Annotated in this window: 18 protein-coding genes and 1 tRNA gene; 11 read left to right on the top strand and 8 right to left on the bottom strand. The window is 41.9% G+C overall.

Annotated elements, in window-relative coordinates; translation table 11 throughout:
* Positions 1-163 precede the first annotated feature (163 nt).
* From QQK00_RS07635 to QQK00_RS07615, 5 genes are read right to left on the bottom strand one after another with little or no spacing between them, the layout of a single operon-like run.
* Positions 164-1612 (bottom strand): aldehyde dehydrogenase family protein, encoded by a 1449-nt coding sequence (locus QQK00_RS07635; protein ID WP_284216886.1) that lies wholly within the window; start codon positions 1610-1612, stop codon positions 164-166.
* Between the two features lie 19 nt (positions 1613-1631).
* The gene (locus tag QQK00_RS07630; protein WP_284216885.1) at positions 1632-2414 is read right to left on the bottom strand and encodes an enoyl-CoA hydratase/isomerase family protein; all 783 of its coding nucleotides are present in this window, start codon (positions 2412-2414) and stop codon (positions 1632-1634) included.
* Positions 2415-2429: 15 nt separating this feature from the next.
* A complete protein-coding gene (locus tag QQK00_RS07625) occupies positions 2430-3575 on the bottom strand; it encodes a CaiB/BaiF CoA transferase family protein (RefSeq protein ID WP_284216884.1) in 1146 nt (381 codons plus the stop codon).
* Positions 3572-4714, bottom strand: a complete 1143-nt coding sequence (locus QQK00_RS07620) for a CaiB/BaiF CoA transferase family protein (protein ID WP_284216883.1) — start codon at positions 4712-4714, stop codon at positions 3572-3574. Before QQK00_RS07620 ends, QQK00_RS07625 begins: the two co-directional genes overlap by 4 nt.
* A 57-nt stretch (positions 4715-4771) precedes the next feature.
* On the bottom strand, positions 4772-5932 hold the full coding sequence (locus QQK00_RS07615) for an extracellular solute-binding protein (RefSeq protein WP_284216882.1): 1161 nt from the start codon (positions 5930-5932) through the stop codon (positions 4772-4774).
* Positions 5933-6231: 299 nt separating this feature from the next.
* Between QQK00_RS07615 and QQK00_RS07610 the strand changes: the two genes are divergently transcribed.
* Together QQK00_RS07610 and ahr are read left to right on the top strand one after the other, a co-directional pair.
* Positions 6232-6708, top strand: coding sequence for a c-type cytochrome (locus QQK00_RS07610; protein ID WP_284216881.1), 477 nt, complete (start codon positions 6232-6234; stop codon positions 6706-6708).
* 84 nt (positions 6709-6792) lie between these two features.
* A complete protein-coding gene (gene ahr / locus QQK00_RS07605; protein ID WP_284216880.1) occupies positions 6793-7800 on the top strand; it encodes an NADPH-dependent aldehyde reductase Ahr in 1008 nt (335 codons plus the stop codon).
* Between the two features lie 37 nt (positions 7801-7837).
* Here ahr and QQK00_RS07600 read toward each other — a convergent pair whose 3' ends face one another.
* Entirely contained in the window at positions 7838-8518 is a 681-nt protein-coding gene (locus QQK00_RS07600; protein WP_284216879.1) for a cytochrome b/b6 domain-containing protein, read from the bottom strand.
* Between the two features lie 163 nt (positions 8519-8681).
* Between QQK00_RS07600 and dapB the strand changes: the two genes are divergently transcribed.
* From dapB to QQK00_RS07565, 7 genes are all read left to right on the top strand, one after another.
* The gene (gene dapB / locus QQK00_RS07595; protein WP_284216878.1) at positions 8682-9485 is read left to right on the top strand and encodes a 4-hydroxy-tetrahydrodipicolinate reductase; all 804 of its coding nucleotides are present in this window, start codon (positions 8682-8684) and stop codon (positions 9483-9485) included.
* Positions 9486-9808: 323 nt separating this feature from the next.
* On the top strand, positions 9809-10960 hold the full coding sequence (gene carA, locus QQK00_RS07590; protein ID WP_284216877.1) for a glutamine-hydrolyzing carbamoyl-phosphate synthase small subunit: 1152 nt from the start codon (positions 9809-9811) through the stop codon (positions 10958-10960).
* Between the two features lie 9 nt (positions 10961-10969).
* The gene (carB, locus tag QQK00_RS07585; RefSeq protein WP_284216876.1) at positions 10970-14197 is read left to right on the top strand and encodes a carbamoyl-phosphate synthase large subunit; all 3228 of its coding nucleotides are present in this window, start codon (positions 10970-10972) and stop codon (positions 14195-14197) included.
* 199 nt (positions 14198-14396) lie between these two features.
* A complete protein-coding gene (gene greA, locus QQK00_RS07580; protein ID WP_284216875.1) occupies positions 14397-14873 on the top strand; it encodes a transcription elongation factor GreA in 477 nt (158 codons plus the stop codon).
* Between the two features lie 170 nt (positions 14874-15043).
* Positions 15044-15120, top strand: a tRNA-Pro gene (locus QQK00_RS07575).
* A 194-nt stretch (positions 15121-15314) separates the two neighbouring features.
* Entirely contained in the window at positions 15315-15731 is a 417-nt protein-coding gene (locus tag QQK00_RS07570; protein WP_284216874.1) for a hypothetical protein, read from the top strand.
* Positions 15732-15743: 12 nt separating this feature from the next.
* A complete protein-coding gene (locus tag QQK00_RS07565; protein WP_284216873.1) occupies positions 15744-16319 on the top strand; it encodes an ATPase in 576 nt (191 codons plus the stop codon).
* A gap of 185 nt (positions 16320-16504) precedes the next feature.
* Here the strand turns inward: QQK00_RS07565 and QQK00_RS07560 are convergent, their stop codons facing one another.
* The gene (locus QQK00_RS07560; protein WP_284216872.1) at positions 16505-17455 is read right to left on the bottom strand and encodes an alpha/beta fold hydrolase; all 951 of its coding nucleotides are present in this window, start codon (positions 17453-17455) and stop codon (positions 16505-16507) included.
* A gap of 278 nt (positions 17456-17733) precedes the next feature.
* On the opposite strand from QQK00_RS07560, the gene QQK00_RS07555 reads away from it, so the two are divergent.
* Together QQK00_RS07555 and QQK00_RS20510 are read left to right on the top strand one after the other, a co-directional pair.
* Entirely contained in the window at positions 17734-18333 is a 600-nt protein-coding gene (locus QQK00_RS07555; RefSeq protein WP_284216871.1) for a hypothetical protein, read from the top strand.
* Positions 18334-18461: 128 nt separating this feature from the next.
* Complete coding sequence (locus tag QQK00_RS20510; RefSeq protein ID WP_431307733.1) at positions 18462-18608, top strand: DUF2059 domain-containing protein; 147 nt, start codon at positions 18462-18464, stop codon at positions 18606-18608.
* A 122-nt stretch (positions 18609-18730) separates the two neighbouring features.
* Here QQK00_RS20510 and QQK00_RS07550 read toward each other — a convergent pair whose 3' ends face one another.
* Positions 18731-19561 carry an HAD family hydrolase gene (locus QQK00_RS07550; RefSeq protein WP_284216870.1) on the bottom strand — a complete coding sequence of 277 codons (831 nt, stop codon included), beginning with the start codon at positions 19559-19561 and terminating at the stop codon, positions 18731-18733.
* Positions 19562-19603: the final 42 nt, after the last annotated feature.

Genomic DNA, 19603 nt, shown 5'->3' with positions numbered 1-19603 from the left:
GTCCAAATACCAATCTCCAAATTCAAATCTTAAGCGTTTTGCCTAGTTACTGATTGAGTAATATAGACAAAGCGCTTTTTTATGTATTCCTAATTTGATTTTATTTGAAAATACGATTGCATGCGTTTCGATACACTTTGCCAGTCACCGGTCAACCAATCAATTAATCGTAGTTAAAATACACTGCACGTTTTTGTAGATAGTTTTCAATACCATATATACCGTCTTCACCGCCAGTACCGCTGCGCTTATGACCGCTATGATATCCTTGGATGTATCCGCAAATCATTTTATTCACAAATACGGTGCCTACTTGCATATGATTGATGGCGTGGAAGGCTGTTTTAATATCTTTTGTGAAAATATAAGAAGATAAAGCGTCTTCTCTGTCATTGCAGATAGCTAAGGCTTCTTGATAATTTTTTACTTTGATAATCGGCATTATAGGGCCAAAAATCTCATTCTTAGCCAAGGGCATGTCGCTAGTAACACCTGACACCACCGTTGGTTTATACCAGTGCCCCTTTGCAAACGTCTGCCCTTCGGGTTTACCGCCGCCAATTTCGACTTTTGCACCCATCTTTACACTTTGTTCAAGCATCGCGTGAATTCGAGCAATACTATCCCTTGTCACGCTTGGGCCCATATTGACATCCGACATTGGATCACCATAGCTAATTTGTTTTACGCGCTCTATTACTCGTGCGGTAAATTCATCTGCGATACCGTCTTCTACCAATACCAGCTCGTTACAGATGCATACTTGCCCTGAATTAGCGTAGCGAGAAATAACGGCTGCTTCTACAGCCTTGTCCAAATCGGCATCATTTAGGACTATAAATGATGCTTTACCACCTAACTCAAGTACTAAGCCACTTACATTGTCACCCGAAGACTTAAAAATGGCTTGGCCCGCACGGGTACTGCCTGTTAAAGACACCAAACGGGTGTGCGGGTTGGTGACTAGCGCAGAACTTACTTCAATACCAGTACCACTGACCAAGTTGATAACACCTTTGGGAAAACCGACCTCTTTCACTACTTTACAAAACTCTGATGCAGTGACGGGGGTCGCTTCGTGCGCTTTTAGCACCATTGTGTTGCCTGTAACTAGCGCAGGGCCAATTTTACGTCCAATCAATGCAAGAGGGTAATTGTATGCACATAGTCCAAGCGTGACCCCATAAGGCACTTTTTGAATCCAGAGTTGTTCATTTGGATTTTCTGAGGGATATATATTGCCTTCAATGCGCCTAGCCGCTTCAGCAGCGTATCGCATGTAGTTGAGCGTGTCATCAAATTCACCGTAAGCTTCTGCGAGCGTTTTGCCTTGTTCGATAACTAATAGTTTTGAAAAATGTTCGCGTTTAGTTTCCAAGGCGTCACACAATTTGAATAACCAACGTGCTCGCGCTATTGCCGGTAGCTGCTGCCAAGAAATTTGCGCTAGTCTAGCACTTTCAATCGCTGCATCTGCATCTTCCTTTGTACAATCAGGCACGGTCGCCCAAACTTCTTCAGTCGCAGGGTTTTCAACATTAAAAACTTTACCGGAAGAAGAGTCTATCCATTCGTTGTCAATAAAACAGGGGTAGTGCTGAGTTGCGCGCATGTTAGTTTCCTCGTCGTTTTTAGTTACCCGTAAACACTGGATTACGTTTTTCTACAAAGGCCAAAAAACCTTCTTTGCCGTCATGAGTATCGTATAGTGAATCGCATAATTCTTTTTCAAGTTGCAAACCTTCCGTCAATGGCAATTCAGTTCCGCGACTAAGCGCCTTTTTTGTCGCTGCTACGGCTAAAAGTGGGCCGTTTGCAACTGATGTCGCAAATTCAAAGGTTTGCGTGTGTAAATTTTCCACGTCGCTTAAACGATTTAGTAAGCCCCAACGGTATGCCTCTTCCGCATCAAAGGTATTGCCTAGTGAAAGGATTTCGATGGCTTTGCTGTAACCTACCAACTTAAGTAAGCGTTGTGTACCGCCGTTGCCAGGCATTAGACCAAGTTTTACTTCAGGTAAGCCAAACTGATAACTGCCTGTTGAGGCGAACCGAATGTCACATGCCATGGCAATTTCTAATCCACCGCCAAGGCAATGCCCGGCTATTTGTGCAATGAAAATTTTGCTTGAAGCCTCTATTGCCGCTAATGCTTTTCTGGCTCGCATAACCATTTTTTTATTTTCGGCAGTACTATTTTGTTGAAACTCTTTAATATCTGCGCCGGCACAAAAAAACCTTTCTGACGTGCTATTTATGACGACTGCACCTACTTTATCATCTTGGTTCGCCTGTGCTACATAGGTGTGAAATTGTTCATAGAAGTGCAGATTGTAAGCATTTGCAGGGGCTCGATTAAACGAGATGTAGGCAACTTTTTCTTTTACTGAATATAGTATTTGCTCTGAACTCATATCTGTCTCTATGATTTATGAATGGCTAGAAAATTCAGCTGCTATGTCAACTGAATGTTGGCCAAAACTAGGCGCAGCAAGCGTGGACTTCAATAGTTTGTCATCAATGCGAATAGGGCACCGCAAGGTCTTATAATTGACTTGTTTTCCATTGTGTATATTGCTTACTGTTTGCACCATGTTTAACACCTTGAAGCCATCGTGCGCCAACAAGTCCTGCCAATTTAGCACGTCGGCACACCAAATATCAGCGGGCTCTAAAATGTTGAGCCAATAAGCTGAGGTTTGCGCTACTAAATGTTCTGCGAGTATTGTTTTGATTGAGTCGCGTTTTGAGAACCAAGTACTTGGATCAGTAAATGCCAATAATGGTTTGCAGTCCAACAATTCACCTAAGGTAACGATTGCCCCCATGGCTAACGCGATATAACCATCTGCGGTTTTATATAGGCCATAGGGGGCACCCACGAGAGAGTGAGCTGTGTTGTTTTCGCCACGCACAACGGCTTGTTTATCCTGATAATACAAGGTGAGAGGCTCAAATTGAAAATCCAAAATAGCTTCAAGCATACTCACTTCTACTTGCGTCGCTTCGTCATTGAGCAACGCCGCAAGGATCCCTTGAACCAATTGCGCGCCAGCTAAATAGTCCGCTATCGCCAAGCCCATTGGCACGTGACCATCACTGTCAGCACCGCTGAGTTGCGATAAGCCTGACACTGCCTGCAACAGTAAATCTTGCCCTGGCATATTAGCCCAAGGACCTTCTTTGCCATATCCTGTAATTTCTGCATATATAATGGTTGGGTTGACCGCCGCTACATCTTCAAAGCTTAATCCTAAGCGAGTCATTACACCCGGCCTAAAATTATTAACAACAACGTCAGCATGCTTGATGATTTGTGTAATGAGAGCTAAGTCTTTTTCATCTTTTAGATTTGCCCTAAGGCTTTCTTTGCCACGATTGATCGCTTGAAAAAAAGCAGATTCGTTTTCGATATCAAACGCATTGGCATAAATACTGCGAGATAAGTCGCCATTTTTGTGATGTTCAACTTTAATCACGCGCGCCCCAAGGTCATGGAGGCGAAGCGTGGCTGAAGGCCCAGATAAGAATTGCGTAAAATCGAGTACTAAAATACCACTCAAGGGTTTACTCATAAATTAAACTCCTTTATTAGTTGCTCGTTGGCGCTACCAATCACGGGAGCGGGTGTTGCTGAATGAAGTTTGCGGCCATTTATTCTAATTGGACAGCGGGTTGTGGTAATAGATGAGTTTTCACCGCGTTTGAGCGTTTGTTCCATTTCAAGTATTTTGTATGCGTCATGCTGGGTGAGCTGCTCATAGCCTAATACTGATGAACACCAGTAGTTAAGGGGTGACAGTATCTCAAGCCAAACAGTGGTAGTTTGGGTTTTGAAATGTTCGACTAAGCGAGCCTTTATGTGATCTCTATTTTCATATTGTGTTTCTGTCGAGTAAAAATCCGTCATTCCTTTTAAACCAGAGCTTTCACATAGTACTGCCAAGTCCCCCATGCTAATGGCAATCGCACTATCGGCGGTTTGGTATATGCCATAAGGTGCGCCAAGGTATGGGTGAGCATTGGCTATTGCGCTTCTTTTAGGTAGCTTACCGCTATTTAAAAATTCGGTAAAACCTTCAAACTGAAAATCTAAAATGGACTCTAATAAGCTAACGGATACCTTTGCCCCTATGCCTTTTCGTTTTTGTTGGACCAGCGCCGCTAATAAACCTTGTGCTAAATGTGTGCCGCAGATCATATCTGCGACGGCAATGCCAAATGGCGTGGGTGCTGATTCGTCATTACCACTCATCCATGTTAGGCCAGAGACCGACTGTGCAAGTAAGTCTTGACCGGGTTTATCTTTCCACGGCCCGACTTCACCATAACCGCTGACTTCGCCATAAACAATGCTCGGATTTATTGCTTTTACACTTTCAAAATCTAATCCAAGTCGAAGCATAATACCCGGACGAAAGTTATGCGTGATAACATCTGCGTGAGCAATCAGCGTCTTAACGGTAGCCACATCTTCAGTGTTTTTTAGATTCGCGGTAAAGCTCTCTTTATTTCGATTAATGGTGTGAAACAACACGCTATCGCCATCTGACCACATATTTTTTGTGGCGAGTTGACGACAAGCATCCCCTTTTACTGGTCGCTCGATTTTAATTACCCTTGCGCCCAAATCAGCGAGGCGCAGCCCTGCGTATGGGCCAGCTAAATACTGACTAAACTCGAGTACTGTAATACCTTCTAATGGGCGCTTCATACTTGTTGTACGTTCATTTTGTTAAATACTCTTTAGTCAAGGTCAATATAGTTAATGTTAGATTGTCATTGCGCGTGACGCTATGTATAGCGCATTAAGGCGACTAAGTAGGGCTTTTTCATCCCCGCCGTTCATCAAATATTCTCGTATTGGCGCACCGCTATTGTCTTGGAAATACATATGACCATGATAGCGTGGACGCAAGTACGCTCTGTCTAAAGTTGGTAAGGTATCTTTGAAGTAGTCGTTAGTCGTGGCATTTGCATATGTTGATGTCCAAGCTTTTCGATGCCCTGGTTGCCCACCGAATTCAACAAAGAATGACGATTGCATGTTAGCGTTGGCGACGAACTGGGCATATTTGGCGGCAATTTCTTTATGTTTTGAGTTGGCAGAAATTGCTAAACCGGTACCACCAAGGGTTGTACAAAGACGTTGCTGATTAGTTAGTGCAACGGTATCGCCAAATTTTAAGGGATTTGCAACGTAGTTTGTTTTTGAGTAATTCGAATAACCATAGGCAAAGGGACAATACGCGAATTCATTGGTTTGTGTCATTGCCTCATATACTTGGAATGGGTTCCAATTAAAACAGTCTTTGTGTAAATTTTTGCTGAGTGCGTGTAGCATTTGCAACGCCTGTATTCCAATATCGTCACTCACTACATAGTTGTCATTTACACAAACGTCTTCACCAAGTGTCGAGCACAACATATAAAAATTCATTAGTGTATCTTGGGGAATAGAGGGCACAGCAACTTTACCGCGCGTGGCTAAGATCATTAGTTCATCCCACGTTTGTGGGAACGCCATGCCTTCTGCTTCAAGTAAATCCATGCGCGCAGAGGCAACTGGTGTTGCAGCATCTATGGCAAGGGCAACTTGTTTGCCTTCGTATAAATAACTTTCATGCGAACGACCGACAGAGTTAGTGGCCTGATCTTCCATAAATGCTTTGGGTAAGTATGAATTTAAGGGAACGATAACCCCTGTTTTTGCCGCAAAACCCGCCCACGGGTGGTCAATAACGAGTAAATCATATTGTTGCGCAAGTACATCGATTGGTTCATCGGCAAATGCTTGTAGTGAGCGTTTATTCCATGAAATACGTACCTCAGGATGCAGCTCTTCAAAACGTTGAGCCGTTGCCGTCATTGGCACATACCCACGCGTATGACTCCACGTAATGCCTTTTAATTCAATCGGTGACTGGCTCATTTTTACCTCTATAACTGTTTAGTTTGAACAAGAATACTTCTATATTTATATATAAAAATAACTTTCAATTTTTAAATGCTGGTTAATTGTATAGCTATTATGTGTAAAGGCAAGATGTTAAAGTTGTTGGATAAATATTAAATTAGTATATCAATCGGGTTAAATTTTACTTATTTACATATACTACGTAGTTTGATCGGAAAAATTGTGGCATAAAAGTATCCGGCGCATTGCGCTATTGTTAAAGAACGACCGTATAACTATAAAAATACTCAACTTTCAGTGTAGGAGCTAAAATTATGAAAAAAATCGGACTAAGTATATGTTGTGTGTTGGCACTTTCAGTCTCGACGTTTGCTCATTCAGACGAACATGGCGTAAAAAGTGAAAAACAAGCTAAAACAGCTATTCAGTTTAGAAAAGCTGTGTTTCAACTTATTCGTTCAAATATGGGACCTTTGGGCGCAATGGCAAAAGGCAATATTCCATATGATCCTGCGTTAATGGAAGAAAATGGTGAGAGAATGGTGCAGTTAGGCATGATGATTGGCGACTATTTTCATGCAGATACTTCAAGCTTTAAGGTGCCATCAGATGCCAAAGACAGCGTTTGGACAAATAAAGCAGATTTCATCGCAAAATCGGAAGATTTCATCGCTGCTGCGCAAAATTTGCAAAACGTTGCCGCTGCAAAAGATGAAGACAATTACCGAAAAGCAATTGGTGGTGTTGGCGGTACCTGTAAAGCGTGCCATGACGATTATAAAAAAGATTAATTTTGGCGCAAACAGCTAAAAAGCTAAAAAGCGGTAAGACCTTGAAGTAATATCTTAGCGACAGAATGAACAGTAGGAGAAGGTATGACTAAAGCTTATGCAGCGAATGATGCTGGCAAAGCGCTTGAACTGATCGATACGGAATTACCGCCTTTGGGTGACCATGATGTAAAGATTAAAGTCGCGTTTTGTGGTGTGTGTCACTCAGATTTGTCGATGATCGACAATGAGTGGGGCATAACGAATTACCCTATCGTTGCTGGCCATGAAGTGGTGGGCGAAATTGTCGAAGTAGGCAAGGGCGTTGATAGTGGGAAATTAGGTAACGTCGTTGGTTTAGGGTGGCACAGTGATTACTGCCACTCATGTGAAAGTTGTAGTCATGCTGAGCATAATTTATGTGCTAGCGCGAGTAGCACAATTGTGGGGCGTCATGGCGGATTTGCGGAATTCGTACAAGCAAATGAGACAAGTGTGGTGGCGTTACCTGTAGGTATTGATATTAAAACTGCGGGGCCGTTGTTTTGTGGCGGTATTACCGTGTTTAACCCGCTAGTTCAATATCAAATCAAACCAACTGATAAAGTTGCAGTGATTGGCATTGGCGGTTTAGGCCATTTGGCCTTGCAGTTTTTAACTGCGTGGGGCTGTGAAGTGACCGCCTTCACGTCGAGTGACAATAAGGCTGATGAGGCAAAGCATTTAGGTGCCGATCATGTTATAAATTCTCGTGATCCCGAGCAACTTGAGGCCGCTGCAAGTCAGTTTGATTTAATTATTTCAACGGTTAACGTTAAGCTAGATTGGAACTTGTATTTGTCGACGCTAAAACCAAAGGGGAGGCTACATTTCGTTGGTGCAACCCTAGAGCCACTTGATATTGGTGCGTTTAATTTGATTGGCGGTCAAAAGTCTATTTCAGGTTCGCCAGTCGGTAGCCCGGCGGTAATTAAAACAATGTTAGACTTTAGCGCACAGCATAATATTAAACCGTTGGTGGAAATGTTCGATATGAGCCAAATCAACGATGCATTAACACATCTCAGAGCCGGGAAGGCGCGATATCGCGTTGTGCTTCAAGCGGATTTTTAATGATTCACTAGTGCCTTTTTAGTGATTCAATAGCGCCTTAGTAATCATAGAAGCTATCTTCAACAGGGGGCGGCAATACCTCTACAATGAGGTATAGCGCGCCGGCAGAAAGTGCAACAACCATTAATGCGAATAAGAGGTTTAATGGTTTGGGTTTATGCCCTGCTTTAACACTAGGTTTTTTGCCATGCACCATACTCTGGACCAATGGCTGCTTTTTCTTAAATTGGTAAAATAGCACCGCTAATACATGTATTAGGGCTATTGACATTAATAAGATATACATTTGTCCATGTAAAAAATTAGCCGTATCTATCATGGCGTCGCTTGCCGCGCTATGCCAAGGCCCTTCATAAAAAATATCATCAGAAATAAACAAACCACTGACAGCTTGTGTTAAGAACAAGGTGAGTAATGCAATGGTAGACAGTGCACCGACTGGGTTATGCGTCAAATATTCTCGCGTATCTTGGCCTTGTAGATAATTAAATACTGTTTTAGGAGAGCAAACAAAATAAGTAAACCTTGAATAAGTATGCCCTACGACGCCCCATACCACACGAAAAACGAGCAACCCTAAGGTAAAGTACCCGACATAAAAATGCCATTGCATTGCATCATCCAATATATCACCAGACACATATTGAAAAATAAGTGCCATCACTAGTAGCCAATGAAACGCGCGAGTTGGGAAATCCCAAACAATAACTTGATGCATTCAGTCATCCAAAAGTTGAAGTAACAGGGGGGGTAAATTTAAAATGCTTTTATCCTAGTTTATCAAACTTTATTGCTGAAACAATATTCAATAACTTAATGGACTTATCATTCGCGCTTGCATGATGCACAATATACAAAATATGTTTTTCTATGGTTAGGTAATGATTAAAGTCGGAATATTAGGTGCAAATGGACGCATGGGGAGAGTATTAATTGAGGCGGCACATGCGCATAATAAAACTGCGTTAGGTTTTGCTAGCGTCCGTGCTAATTCAAGTTTTATTGGAATGGATGCTGGTGAGCTGGCTGGCATTGCGCGTCAACATATTTCTGTGTCAGAAATATCTAGCGATACTATTGAACATGCTGACGTGTTAATTGACTTTACCTTGCCTGAAGCCTTAGGACAAAACCTTCGCTTAGCCGTTGACGCACAAAAACCCATTGTTATTGGTACAACCGGTCTGAACAAAGATCAGCTAAACATGATAGATGAGGCGGCTAAATACATTCCCGTCGTATTTGCCGCCAACTACAGCGTGGGTATCAATTTAATGCTTAACCTCGTAAAACAAGCCGCTACAGTGATGGGGAACGACGCAGATATCGAAATAATTGAGGGACATCATCGCTTTAAAAAAGACTCACCCTCTGGCACTGCGATGGCAATTGGCCATTCGATTGCGGACAGTCTAGGCCGTGATTTGGATAAATGTGCGATTTATGGCAGAGAAGGCGTCAGTGATGAGAGACGTCGAGAAACAATTGGTTTCGCTACTGTACGTGCAGGTGATATTGTAGGTGACCATACGGCGTTGTTTGCAACATTGGGGGAAAGGCTTGAAATTACGCATAAAGCATCATCTCGTCTGACCTTTGCAAATGGTGCATTGACTGCATCGTGCTGGATAAAAGAACAAGCGAAAGGCCTGTATTCAATGCAGGATGTACTTGGTTTAGTGTAATTTATACCTATTATCGAGCAATAATTTAGGTTAACGCTTATTTTACTATATTTATCTAATTATTAAAAAGCGGTAGACCAGATTAAGTTTGTTGTATATAATGCGCGGAATTTGCCAAAAATAATTATTGAGTGTTGTTTGGGTAGCCAAGGTTAATCTTGAATATCCAGTAAATATAAGGCCTTCAGCGCCTTTTTTTTCAACATGCTGTATATTTTGGTGGAGACGCATTATCCTCTTTTTGTAAGAAAAAAGGACAATACTATAGATTTTCTTACTTAAGGTAAGTTTATCTCAGTTATCTCTCATTTTTGGAGGTTGACTTGGCTGTTTCTGCCCTATTAGTACTTGCCGATGGTTCCGTTTTCAAAGGAACGTCAATTGGCGCTCAAGGAAGCGCTGTTGGTGAAGTGGTTTTTAATACTTCGATGACAGGCTATCAAGAAATTCTCACAGACCCATCTTACGCTGAACAAATTGTTACTCTTACTTATCCCCATATTGGAAATACTGGTATCAATGAGGAAGATGTTGAATCTGACAACATTTGGGCAAAAGGGTTGGTGATACGCGATTTGCCATTAATTGCAAGCAACTTCCGAAGTCAACAAAGCTTATCTGATTATCTAAACGAAAATAAAATCGTTGGTATTGCCGATATCGACACGCGCCGATTAACGCGTATTTTACGTGACAAAGGCGCACAGAACGGTTGTATTACTACCTTTGATAACGAAAATGAAACGCTTGATAGTGCAATCGCCAATGCACTTGATAAAGCGAAAGCCTTCCCTGGATTAAAGGGCATGGATCTGGCTAAAGTCGTTACTTGCGAGAATACACACGATTGGAGCGATGGCGTTTGGGCCCTAGGCAATGGATATGAACAGAATAAGTCTGACGTTGAATTCCATGTAGTTGCTTATGACTTTGGGGCAAAAAACAACATCTTACGTATGTTAGTTGACCGCGGATGTAAGCTTACTGTAGTGCCCGCGCAAACGTCTGCTGAGGAAGTACTCTCTCTAAATCCAGATGGCATCTTCTTATCTAATGGACCTGGTGACCCAGAACCATGCGAGTATGCAATTGCTGCAATAAAGGTATTCTTAGAGAAAAAGATCCCAATGTTTGGCATTTGCCTAGGTCACCAATTATTAGCGTTAGCTACTGGCGCGCAGACCGTCAAAATGAAGTTTGGTCACCATGGCGCCAACCACCCTGTAAAAGACTTACGCAAAAATGTGGTAATGATTACCAGCCAAAATCATGGCTTCGCTGCAGATGAGTCAACATTGCCAGATAACGTTGAAGTAACGCATGTCAGCTTATTTGATAAGTCATTACAAGGGATTGAACTTACTGACAGGCCAGCATTTAGTTTCCAAGGGCACCCAGAGGCTAGCCCAGGCCCGCATGATGCAGAAGGTTTATTTGACCACTTTATCGAACTAATTAAACAGTCTAAGCAATAGGAATAGAGTATGCCAAAACGTACCGACGTCAAAAGTATTTTGATTTTAGGGGCTGGCCCTATTGTAATAGGTCAAGCCTGTGAGTTTGATTACTCTGGCGCGCAAGCTTGTAAAGCACTGCGTGAAGAAGGTTATCGAGTTATATTGGTTAACTCTAACCCAGCTACCATCATGACAGACCCAGAAATGGCTGATGCGACCTACATTGAGCCAATTCAGTGGGAAGTTGTTCGCAATATTATTGCCAAAGAAAAACCGGATGTTATTTTGCCAACCATGGGTGGGCAAACTGCATTGAACTGTGCCTTAGATTTAAACAAGCACGGCGTGCTAGAAGAATTTAATGTCGAATTAATTGGCGCTACGGCTGACGCTATCGATAAAGCGGAAGACAGAGAGCGCTTCGATAAGGCGATGAAATCTATTGGCCTAGAGTGCCCAAGGGCAGAAATTGCGCATACTATGGAACAAGCACATGACGTGTTAACGCGTATTGGGTTTCCTTGTATCATTCGTCCGTCATTTACGATGGGTGGCACGGGCGGCGGCATTGCTTACAATAAAGATGAATTCAATGAAATTTGTGCGCGTGGCTTAGATTTATCACCGACATCAGAATTGTTAATAGACGAATCACTCATTGGTTGGAAAGAGTACGAAATGGAAGTTGTGCGAGATAAAGCCGACAACTGTATCATTGTGTGTACCATCGAAAACTTTGACCCAATGGGTGTGCATACCGGCGACTCTATCACTGTAGCACCTGCACAAACCTTAACGGACAAAGAGTTCCAAATCATGCGTAATGCTGCAATGGCGGTTTTACGAGAAATTGGTGTAGAAACGGGCGGCTCTAACGTTCAATTTGGGATTAACCCGAAAGATGGCCGTATGGTCATTATCGAAATGAATCCGCGCGTATCTCGCTCATCCGCCTTAGCATCTAAGGCGACAGGTTTCCCGATTGCAAAAATTGCGGCAAAACTCGCTATCGGATATACGTTAGATGAGTTAGCAAATGATATTACCGGTGGATTGACACCTGCATCATTTGAGCCGTCGATTGATTATGTCGTTACTAAGATCCCACGCTTTAACTTTGAAAAATTTGCCGGTGCGAACGACCGCTTAACCACACAGATGAAATCGGTGGGTGAAGTTATGGCGATTGGCCGTAACCAACAAGAATCATTGCAAAAAGCCCTTCGTGGCTTGGAAGTTGGTGTATCAGGTTTAGATCCAATACTGGATTTAGATGACCCTGAAGCAAAGAACAAGCTCATCTATGAATTACGTGAGCCGGGCGCAGAGCGTATTTGGTATATTGGTGATGCTTTCAGAATGGGTATGTCTGTTGATGAAATATTTGGTTTGACCAATATTGACCCATGGTATTTAGTCCAGATTCAAGAACTCATTGAGCTTGAAAGCTTAGTTCAGCGCTTAGGTTTGACGGGTATTGACGAAACATTAATGCGTAATTTGAAGCGCAAAGGTTTTTCTGATACTCGCTTGGCAGTATTAACACAGGTTGCGGAGGATGACCTGCGTGATCACCGTGAAAAACTTGCCGTATTGCCTGTTTATAAGCGTGTAGATACATGTGCAGCAGAGTTTTCAACCTCAACGGCATATATGTATTCTAGTTATGACGAAGAGTGCGAAGCTGCGCCATCGGATAAAAAGAAAATAATGGTGTTGGGTGGCGGACCCAATCGTATTGGTCAAGGTATCGAGTTTGATTATTGCTGTGTTCATGCGGCTCTTGCAATGCGAGACGACGGTTACGAGACGATTATGGTTAACTGTAATCCTGAAACCGTGTCTACTGATTACGATACTTCAGATCGTTTGTACTTTGAGCCAGTCACGCTGGAAGATGTGCTAGAAATCGTAAGAGTTGAAAAACCGACAGGTGTCATTGTGCAGTACGGTGGGCAAACACCGCTGAAACTTGCACGCGAATTACAAAAAAATGGTGTACCAATCATTGGTACGTCGCCAGATGCAATTGACAAAGCAGAAGACCGCGAACGCTTCCAACAAATGGTGAATAAGCTTGGCTTAAAGCAGCCTGCAAACGCTACTGTTAGCAATATGCAAGAAGCCCTCGATAGAGCTGAAGAAATTGGCTTTCCGTTAGTGGTACGTCCATCTTATGTGCTTGGCGGTCGAGCGATGGAAATTGTATACGACATTAAAGACTTACAGCGCTATCTTAACGAAGCAGTAAAAGTGTCAAACGATTCGCCAGTATTGCTTGATCGCTTCTTGGATGATGCAATTGAAGTTGATATTGATGCCATTTGCGATGGCGAAGATGTCATCATTGGCGGCATTATGGAACACATTGAACAAGCGGGCGTTCACTCGGGTGACTCAGCGTGTAGTTTGCCGCCGTATTCCTTGTCTTCTGACATTCAAGACGTCATGCGTGAGCAAGTGAAACAAATGGCATTGGAGCTTGGTGTAAATGGCTTGATGAATACGCAGTTTGCGATTAAAGACAATGAAGTATATTTGATTGAAGTTAATCCAAGAGCAGCGCGCACGGTGCCATTTGTATCGAAAGCAACAGGCGTTCAATTAGCAAAAGTTGCTGCTCGCGTAATGGCTGGCACTAGCTTAAAAGAGCAGGGCATTAGTGGTGAAATACTGCCGCCGTTTTACTCTGTGAAAGAAGTAGTGCTGCCGTTTGCTAAGTTCCAAGGTGTTGATCCTTTACTTGGCCCGGAGATGCGCTCTACTGGCGAAGTAATGGGTGTTGGGGAAGACTTTGAAGAAGCTTATGCTAAAGCAAACCTTGGCGCATCAGCGCCATTGCCTGAAGCAGGTAAAGTACTTCTATCTGTAAGAAATACGGATAAAGTTCGCTTAATTGAGCTTGCTAACTTGATGCTCGACAAAGGGTTTGTATTAGAAGCGACCAAAGGTACCGCCGAAGCACTTGAGCTTGCAGGTATTAACTGTAAAGAAGTGAATAAGCTAAGTGAAGGTCGTCCAAACATTGTTGATGCGATTAAAAACGGTGAATATTGTTACGTCGTGAATACGACAGAAGGGCGTCAGGCAATTAATGATTCTGTGTATATCCGACGGGAAGCTTTGCTAAGCAAATGTGCTTATACAACGACATTAAATGCTGCATTTGCGACATTAAAGTCAAATAGCTCCGATGCGTTATCGAATGTGCAATCTGTTCAAGAGCTACATAAGCGAGTTGCTTTAGCAAAATAATGTAAATTAGATGATACCTATCTGATTTTGCACTATACTTTGCAAAAACTTATATAAAACGAATGCCTAGCGCATTCGTTTTGCTTTTACGTCTGGCGAATCTTGATTCGTTAGATGTTTGTATTGTTAATTTATGTCCCGTAGATAAATTAGTAAGAGACATCGTTAAACATCGCAGTCGAATAAAAAGAGAAGAAGTATGACAACCTATCCTATGACAGCGGAAGGCGCAAAAACTTTGCGCGAAGAGCTTGAACAACTAAAAACTGTAGATCGCCCTCGTATTATTAATGCTATTGCTGAAGCAAGAGAACATGGCGATTTAAAAGAGAATGCTGAATACCATGCGGCACGCGAACAACAAAGTTTTTGTGAAGGCCGTATTCAAGATATTGAAGGTAAACTTTCGAATGCGCAAATCATCGACGTTACCAAGTTGCAAAATACTGGAAAAGTAGTATTTGGCACAACGGTAACGTTTATTAATGTAGATTCGGATGAGGAAACGACTTACCGCATCGTTGGTGATGACGAAGCAAACATTAAAAAAGGCCTAATATCTGTAAATTCGCCGATTGCACGTGGATTAATCGGAAAAGAGCTTGACGATATTGTGTCTATACACACACCCGCGGGTGTTGTTGAAGTAGAAATTAGTGAAGTCGAGTACAAATAGCCGATAGATGAATATGCATAATTATCGATAGAAAATCCAACCGCTGTGTTGGATTTTTTGTTAAAGCGTAGAAATTTTAAACATACTTAGAAAAAAGCTTAAGGTATTGAATAATCTGCAACAAATTTCTTGCTATAGCCCTAAAATTCAATATAATTCACGCCTTCGGTCGGTGTGTAGCGCAGCCTGGTAGCGCACTGTCATGGGGTGTCAGGGGTCGGAGGTTCAAATCCTCTCACACCGACCAACTAATCCAACACCCTCTTCAAGAGTATTCACTAACATTTAAACGTTAAGTACCTACAGTAAAGAGTATCCCGTTTATATTTGGGATGGAAGCTGCATCCCTTATTCTGTGTTTTTAAAGCGAGATAAAAAGTCTTTATTTTCATGTAGCTATTTGCTACATTTGTTATTGTAAACACGAAAAAAGGCAAAATCATGGCTAAACATACAAGTCCTATGCGCCTTAACGAACAATTAGTTAAAGACGCACAAATCATAGGCTCTACTTTAAACAGGACTACCGCAGAGCAAATCGAGTACTGGTCAGAAATCGGCAAGCGCGTGAGTGCTAATCTCTCACCTGCACAAGTCATCAGTTTATTTCACGGTAGTGCGTCAATTAGAATAGAAGCGCCTCACGAACAAGAAATTAATCCTTTTGATGTTGCAAATGAAGTGAATGCCGATATGTCTCTCTCGCAAGACTTACTTAGTCAAGGAAATGTGCTTTATTCGCCTAATACCGATATAACGCACGTAGGTACATTAAAAGCTACCTTCCCGAATGGTGATGTGAAATTTGGTAACTTTGTAAATGGCGAGTTTGTTGCGCAGCGCGCTAAATCCAAATAGTAAGGAAATAATTTGCCGCAACTTAATATTATTGTAGGCGGCAACGGCAGTGGGAAAACAACGTTTTACTATCGCTATCTAAGTCAGTACAACCTACCTTTTTTGAATGCAGATGAGTACGCCAAGCTTACATGGCCTGATGTGCCTGAAAAACACAGCTATGAAGCCGCCAAAGAGGTCGAAAAGATAAGACAACAGTTACTTGCTAGCCATCAAAGTTTTTGCTTTGAAACCGTTTTTTCTCATCCCTCTAAAGTGGATTTTATTGCCGATGCCAAAGCGAGAAACTTTACCATCAACCTGTATGTTATTCATATTGATAGTTCGCCTGAAACAAATATTGCTCGCGTAAATAATCGCATTCATCAAGGTGGTCATAGCGTCCCTGAACAAAAAATATCTGAGCGCATTCCTCGTATGCTCAATAATGTAAAACTTGCCATTCCCTTGTGCGACACAGTCTCTTTTTATGACAATACTGATGAAAAAGAAACACATAAGTGTGTCGCAATTTTGCAGATGAACCAAATTAAAACGTTTAGAGTTCTTCCAAATTGGGTAAAAAACATCATTGGTGAGCAATATTAACATTGATAAAGAAGTTACCATTTTGGAATTTTGAGTTATTGTTCTTGGAAGCGCTCATTCAAGGCATATCGGAAGTATTTTATTGGCCATGCAGCAATCGACTACGCGTCAAAACCGCCTTGGACGCATAAAGTAAATTGACACAGGATATAGTTAACGCTTTGGATAGTGGTGAGTATTGGAGCTTAAAATAAACCGTTTTTATGATGAATCGATTCACTTATGTGTTCTACCGCTTTAATTACAAGTGCCGGTTGCAAGCGATGAATACTATGCCTCCTTTCTTGCGAGTATATGATCGTCGCATTATTAGACAGGCCCAAGAAGCGCTCTTGCAACTCTGCCCATTTAACATTTTGGTTTTGAGCTGAGAGCGTACTTTTTAGTTGTGCTGAGGCGGTATTCCTTGCCAAAATTATAATAGGTAAACTTCCAAGATTATTTACCAAGCTAGCGACCTGATTTGTGCTTTCTTCAAGATGCTTAGCTTCATCTAAACTAGTATATTGGTGCTTAACTGTCGTCATTACCGCTTTATGGTGCGCATCATTACCAGAGAGATACAGCCTAGGAACACCGAAGGGGGCTAGCCATTTACCAATAGTTAGTCTCTTACGTCGCCAACTTGGCTGTGGCGGTATGTATGATAAGTAATCGGGGTGAATAGATTCAACTAATACTAAGCCTTTTACTTGCTCAGGATAGGTTTTAGCAAATAATTGTACGTTTAAGCCACCAAATGAATGTCCAACTAAAATAAGGGGCCCTTCAATAGACTGAGCTTGTAGCAGAGCATGCAATTCGTTAACCATTATTTGGCTAGTTCGAGGCTTTTGACTCTTGCCACTATACCCTAATCCCGCACGATCATAAGCAAAGGTTTTAAAAGAAGAGGAAAGCCCATTGATAACGTCTCTCCAAACAAGCAAAGAGTGCCCCATTCCACTATCAAACACTACTGTGACTGGTCCGTCGCCTACGGTTTCAGAATACATTTCAATGTTGCCAACTTGGCTGAATTTACCATTGGGCTTGAAAGTCTGCGAATCGATATAGGCACAAGTTTGTTGATAGACTAAGCCGATAAGTAAGATCGCGGTAATTGTAGATAAAATAATCTTAAAGAGTTTAGGCATTTAACACTTCTTTTTATATCCCACAATCAATATTTCAGTACTTATTTACAAAAGACAATCGACAAAGACGGCGATACGAGACAAGACCCAAAGCTCTATGCTAACGCGTTTGGATTGAGGAAAGAATGATAGCGTTAAAAAATTAATGGTCATGTTTCTTTACAATATCACCACCATCCGTTTTAGATTACTTGTATCTTGTTGTTTTTAAATATTATTTTTTTTGGCACAGATACTGCCTCACTAATTTTTTAACGAACAAAATTATGGAAATATAAATGCAATTCATCCGCTCCCAAAAAATAGTCTCGAAGTTTCTAACATGTGCCGCTCTTATTTTTACCGTTACTTCAGTCAATGCCACAATTATTACCTTTGGAGATAATAATGTTGATCGACTAGATTTGGCGGGTGTCCAAAGCGAAAACGATTTTTCTTACAGCGCATTCGGAGATGGATGGGAACTACAAGATGTGTTTGGAAATCCAGGCGCTTCATTGACAACGTTTTTTAATCGCCAAGGTGGAGATGTGGGTGATGAAATCACATTCTTCAATAACAATGGAGACTTATTTTCGTTTGGGTCAGTTGACTGGAGAACGATTAATGATAGTGGTACTAACGATTTTGTTATTTTCCAAGGCTTTTTGGGTGGAGCGCTTGTCGATTCATTAGTTCTTGATGGGGCTAACGAAAATTTTACCAACATCGCAGGGTTTGGAGGCGCGTTAGATCAGTTAACATTAACGATAACCAGAGATGGTAGGAATGCACTGCTGATCGACAATCTTAATTTGACGACCGTTAAGGTGCCTGAATCCTCAATGGCAATGTTATTTTTAATTGGCCTTGTAACCCTACTGCGTCGAAAGTTTTAGTTAGACGCTAAAATACGTTCAGCCCGTGCCCACTGTAGTGGGCATTTTTTTGTTTGCAATAACTCTGCATGCGGATTGGTATTATTGGTAATCAGCGACAGATAGACTGCGCTTGAACGAGATAAAAAATTACCTTCTGTGCGGAGATAGCTGCGCTGATTGAGTTTTATGAGAGCCCAGTGGGTAGGTCATACATTGAAAAGATACCGGCTATAACTCAAGAATCAATGGCGATAGGGCAACAAATTGCAATGCAAGCCATGCCGACAAGTTAACTATTCAGGCACTCCTAGTTCTTACGGTTAAGGCATGGTGCTGTTGAATCGTCATTCATTACAACTCCTAAGGGTAGGTTAAGGTTGATACAAGCACAATGCATCGTTTACCTTCACCTCGTTTAAAGCGAAAAGCGTTCCCGTAAAAAATGGGCCACGCCATCTTCATGGTGATGGCCTATAACATCAGTGGCTGATTGTTTAACAATGTCTTTTGCATTGTTCATCGCGTAACTTTCGTCGGCCAGTTCAAACATACTTAAGTCGTTATCGCCGTCGCCAAAACAAATAACATTGCTTGCGCCAAGTTGAATCTTTAGGTTTTGCACGGCACTGCCTTTGTTCGCTAAACGATGGTGTACGTCTAGCCAGCTGTTACCATTTCCTTCGATAGCTGGGCCACAATAAGCAATTAGACTTTTTTGTTTATTAAGTTGCTCCCATATTTTATGGGTTATCTTTTCATCGCCAATCATACTAACATTGGTAATTCTAGCTTGTGTAGGCAACGACGACAGTGGCAGTAGCATTGCATCAGTTTGCGCATAATAATTTTCAAGTAAGTCGTTTTCTATGGCGTACTTTGGCGTAGAGTGATAAATAACATGCACTTCACGATCGTTCTGCTCTTCCACGCTATGCACAAATGGTGTGACGTTTTCAGCGTGTGCGTGCGACAATATCGTGGAGACTTCGTTCCATTCGAGTATATTTTCAAGCGTCATCGTGCGACTGTTAGGATCCCATACTGTCACGCCGTTACTATAAATATGCGGCAAGCTAAAGTTATACCCACCAATTATTCGTTGAGCTGAAAGCATGGTTCTGCCTGTGGCAACCGTGTGCGCGATCCCCGTATCACTGAGCAACATTAAGGTTTCTTTGGTGAGAGGCGAGATTTCAGAGGACTTATTTAATAGCGTGCCGTCTAAATCGAAGAATATTAAATCCATAAAATACAAGTTAGAAAAAATTGATAAATGTCAGTACGCAGT

The sequence above is a fragment of the Agaribacter marinus genome (genome assembly GCF_030160655.1).
Classification (GTDB): Bacteria; Pseudomonadota; Gammaproteobacteria; order Enterobacterales; family Alteromonadaceae; genus Glaciecola; species Glaciecola marina.
Note: the sequence above shows the minus strand (reverse complement) of the source record. Positions and strands in the feature narration are given on the sequence as shown.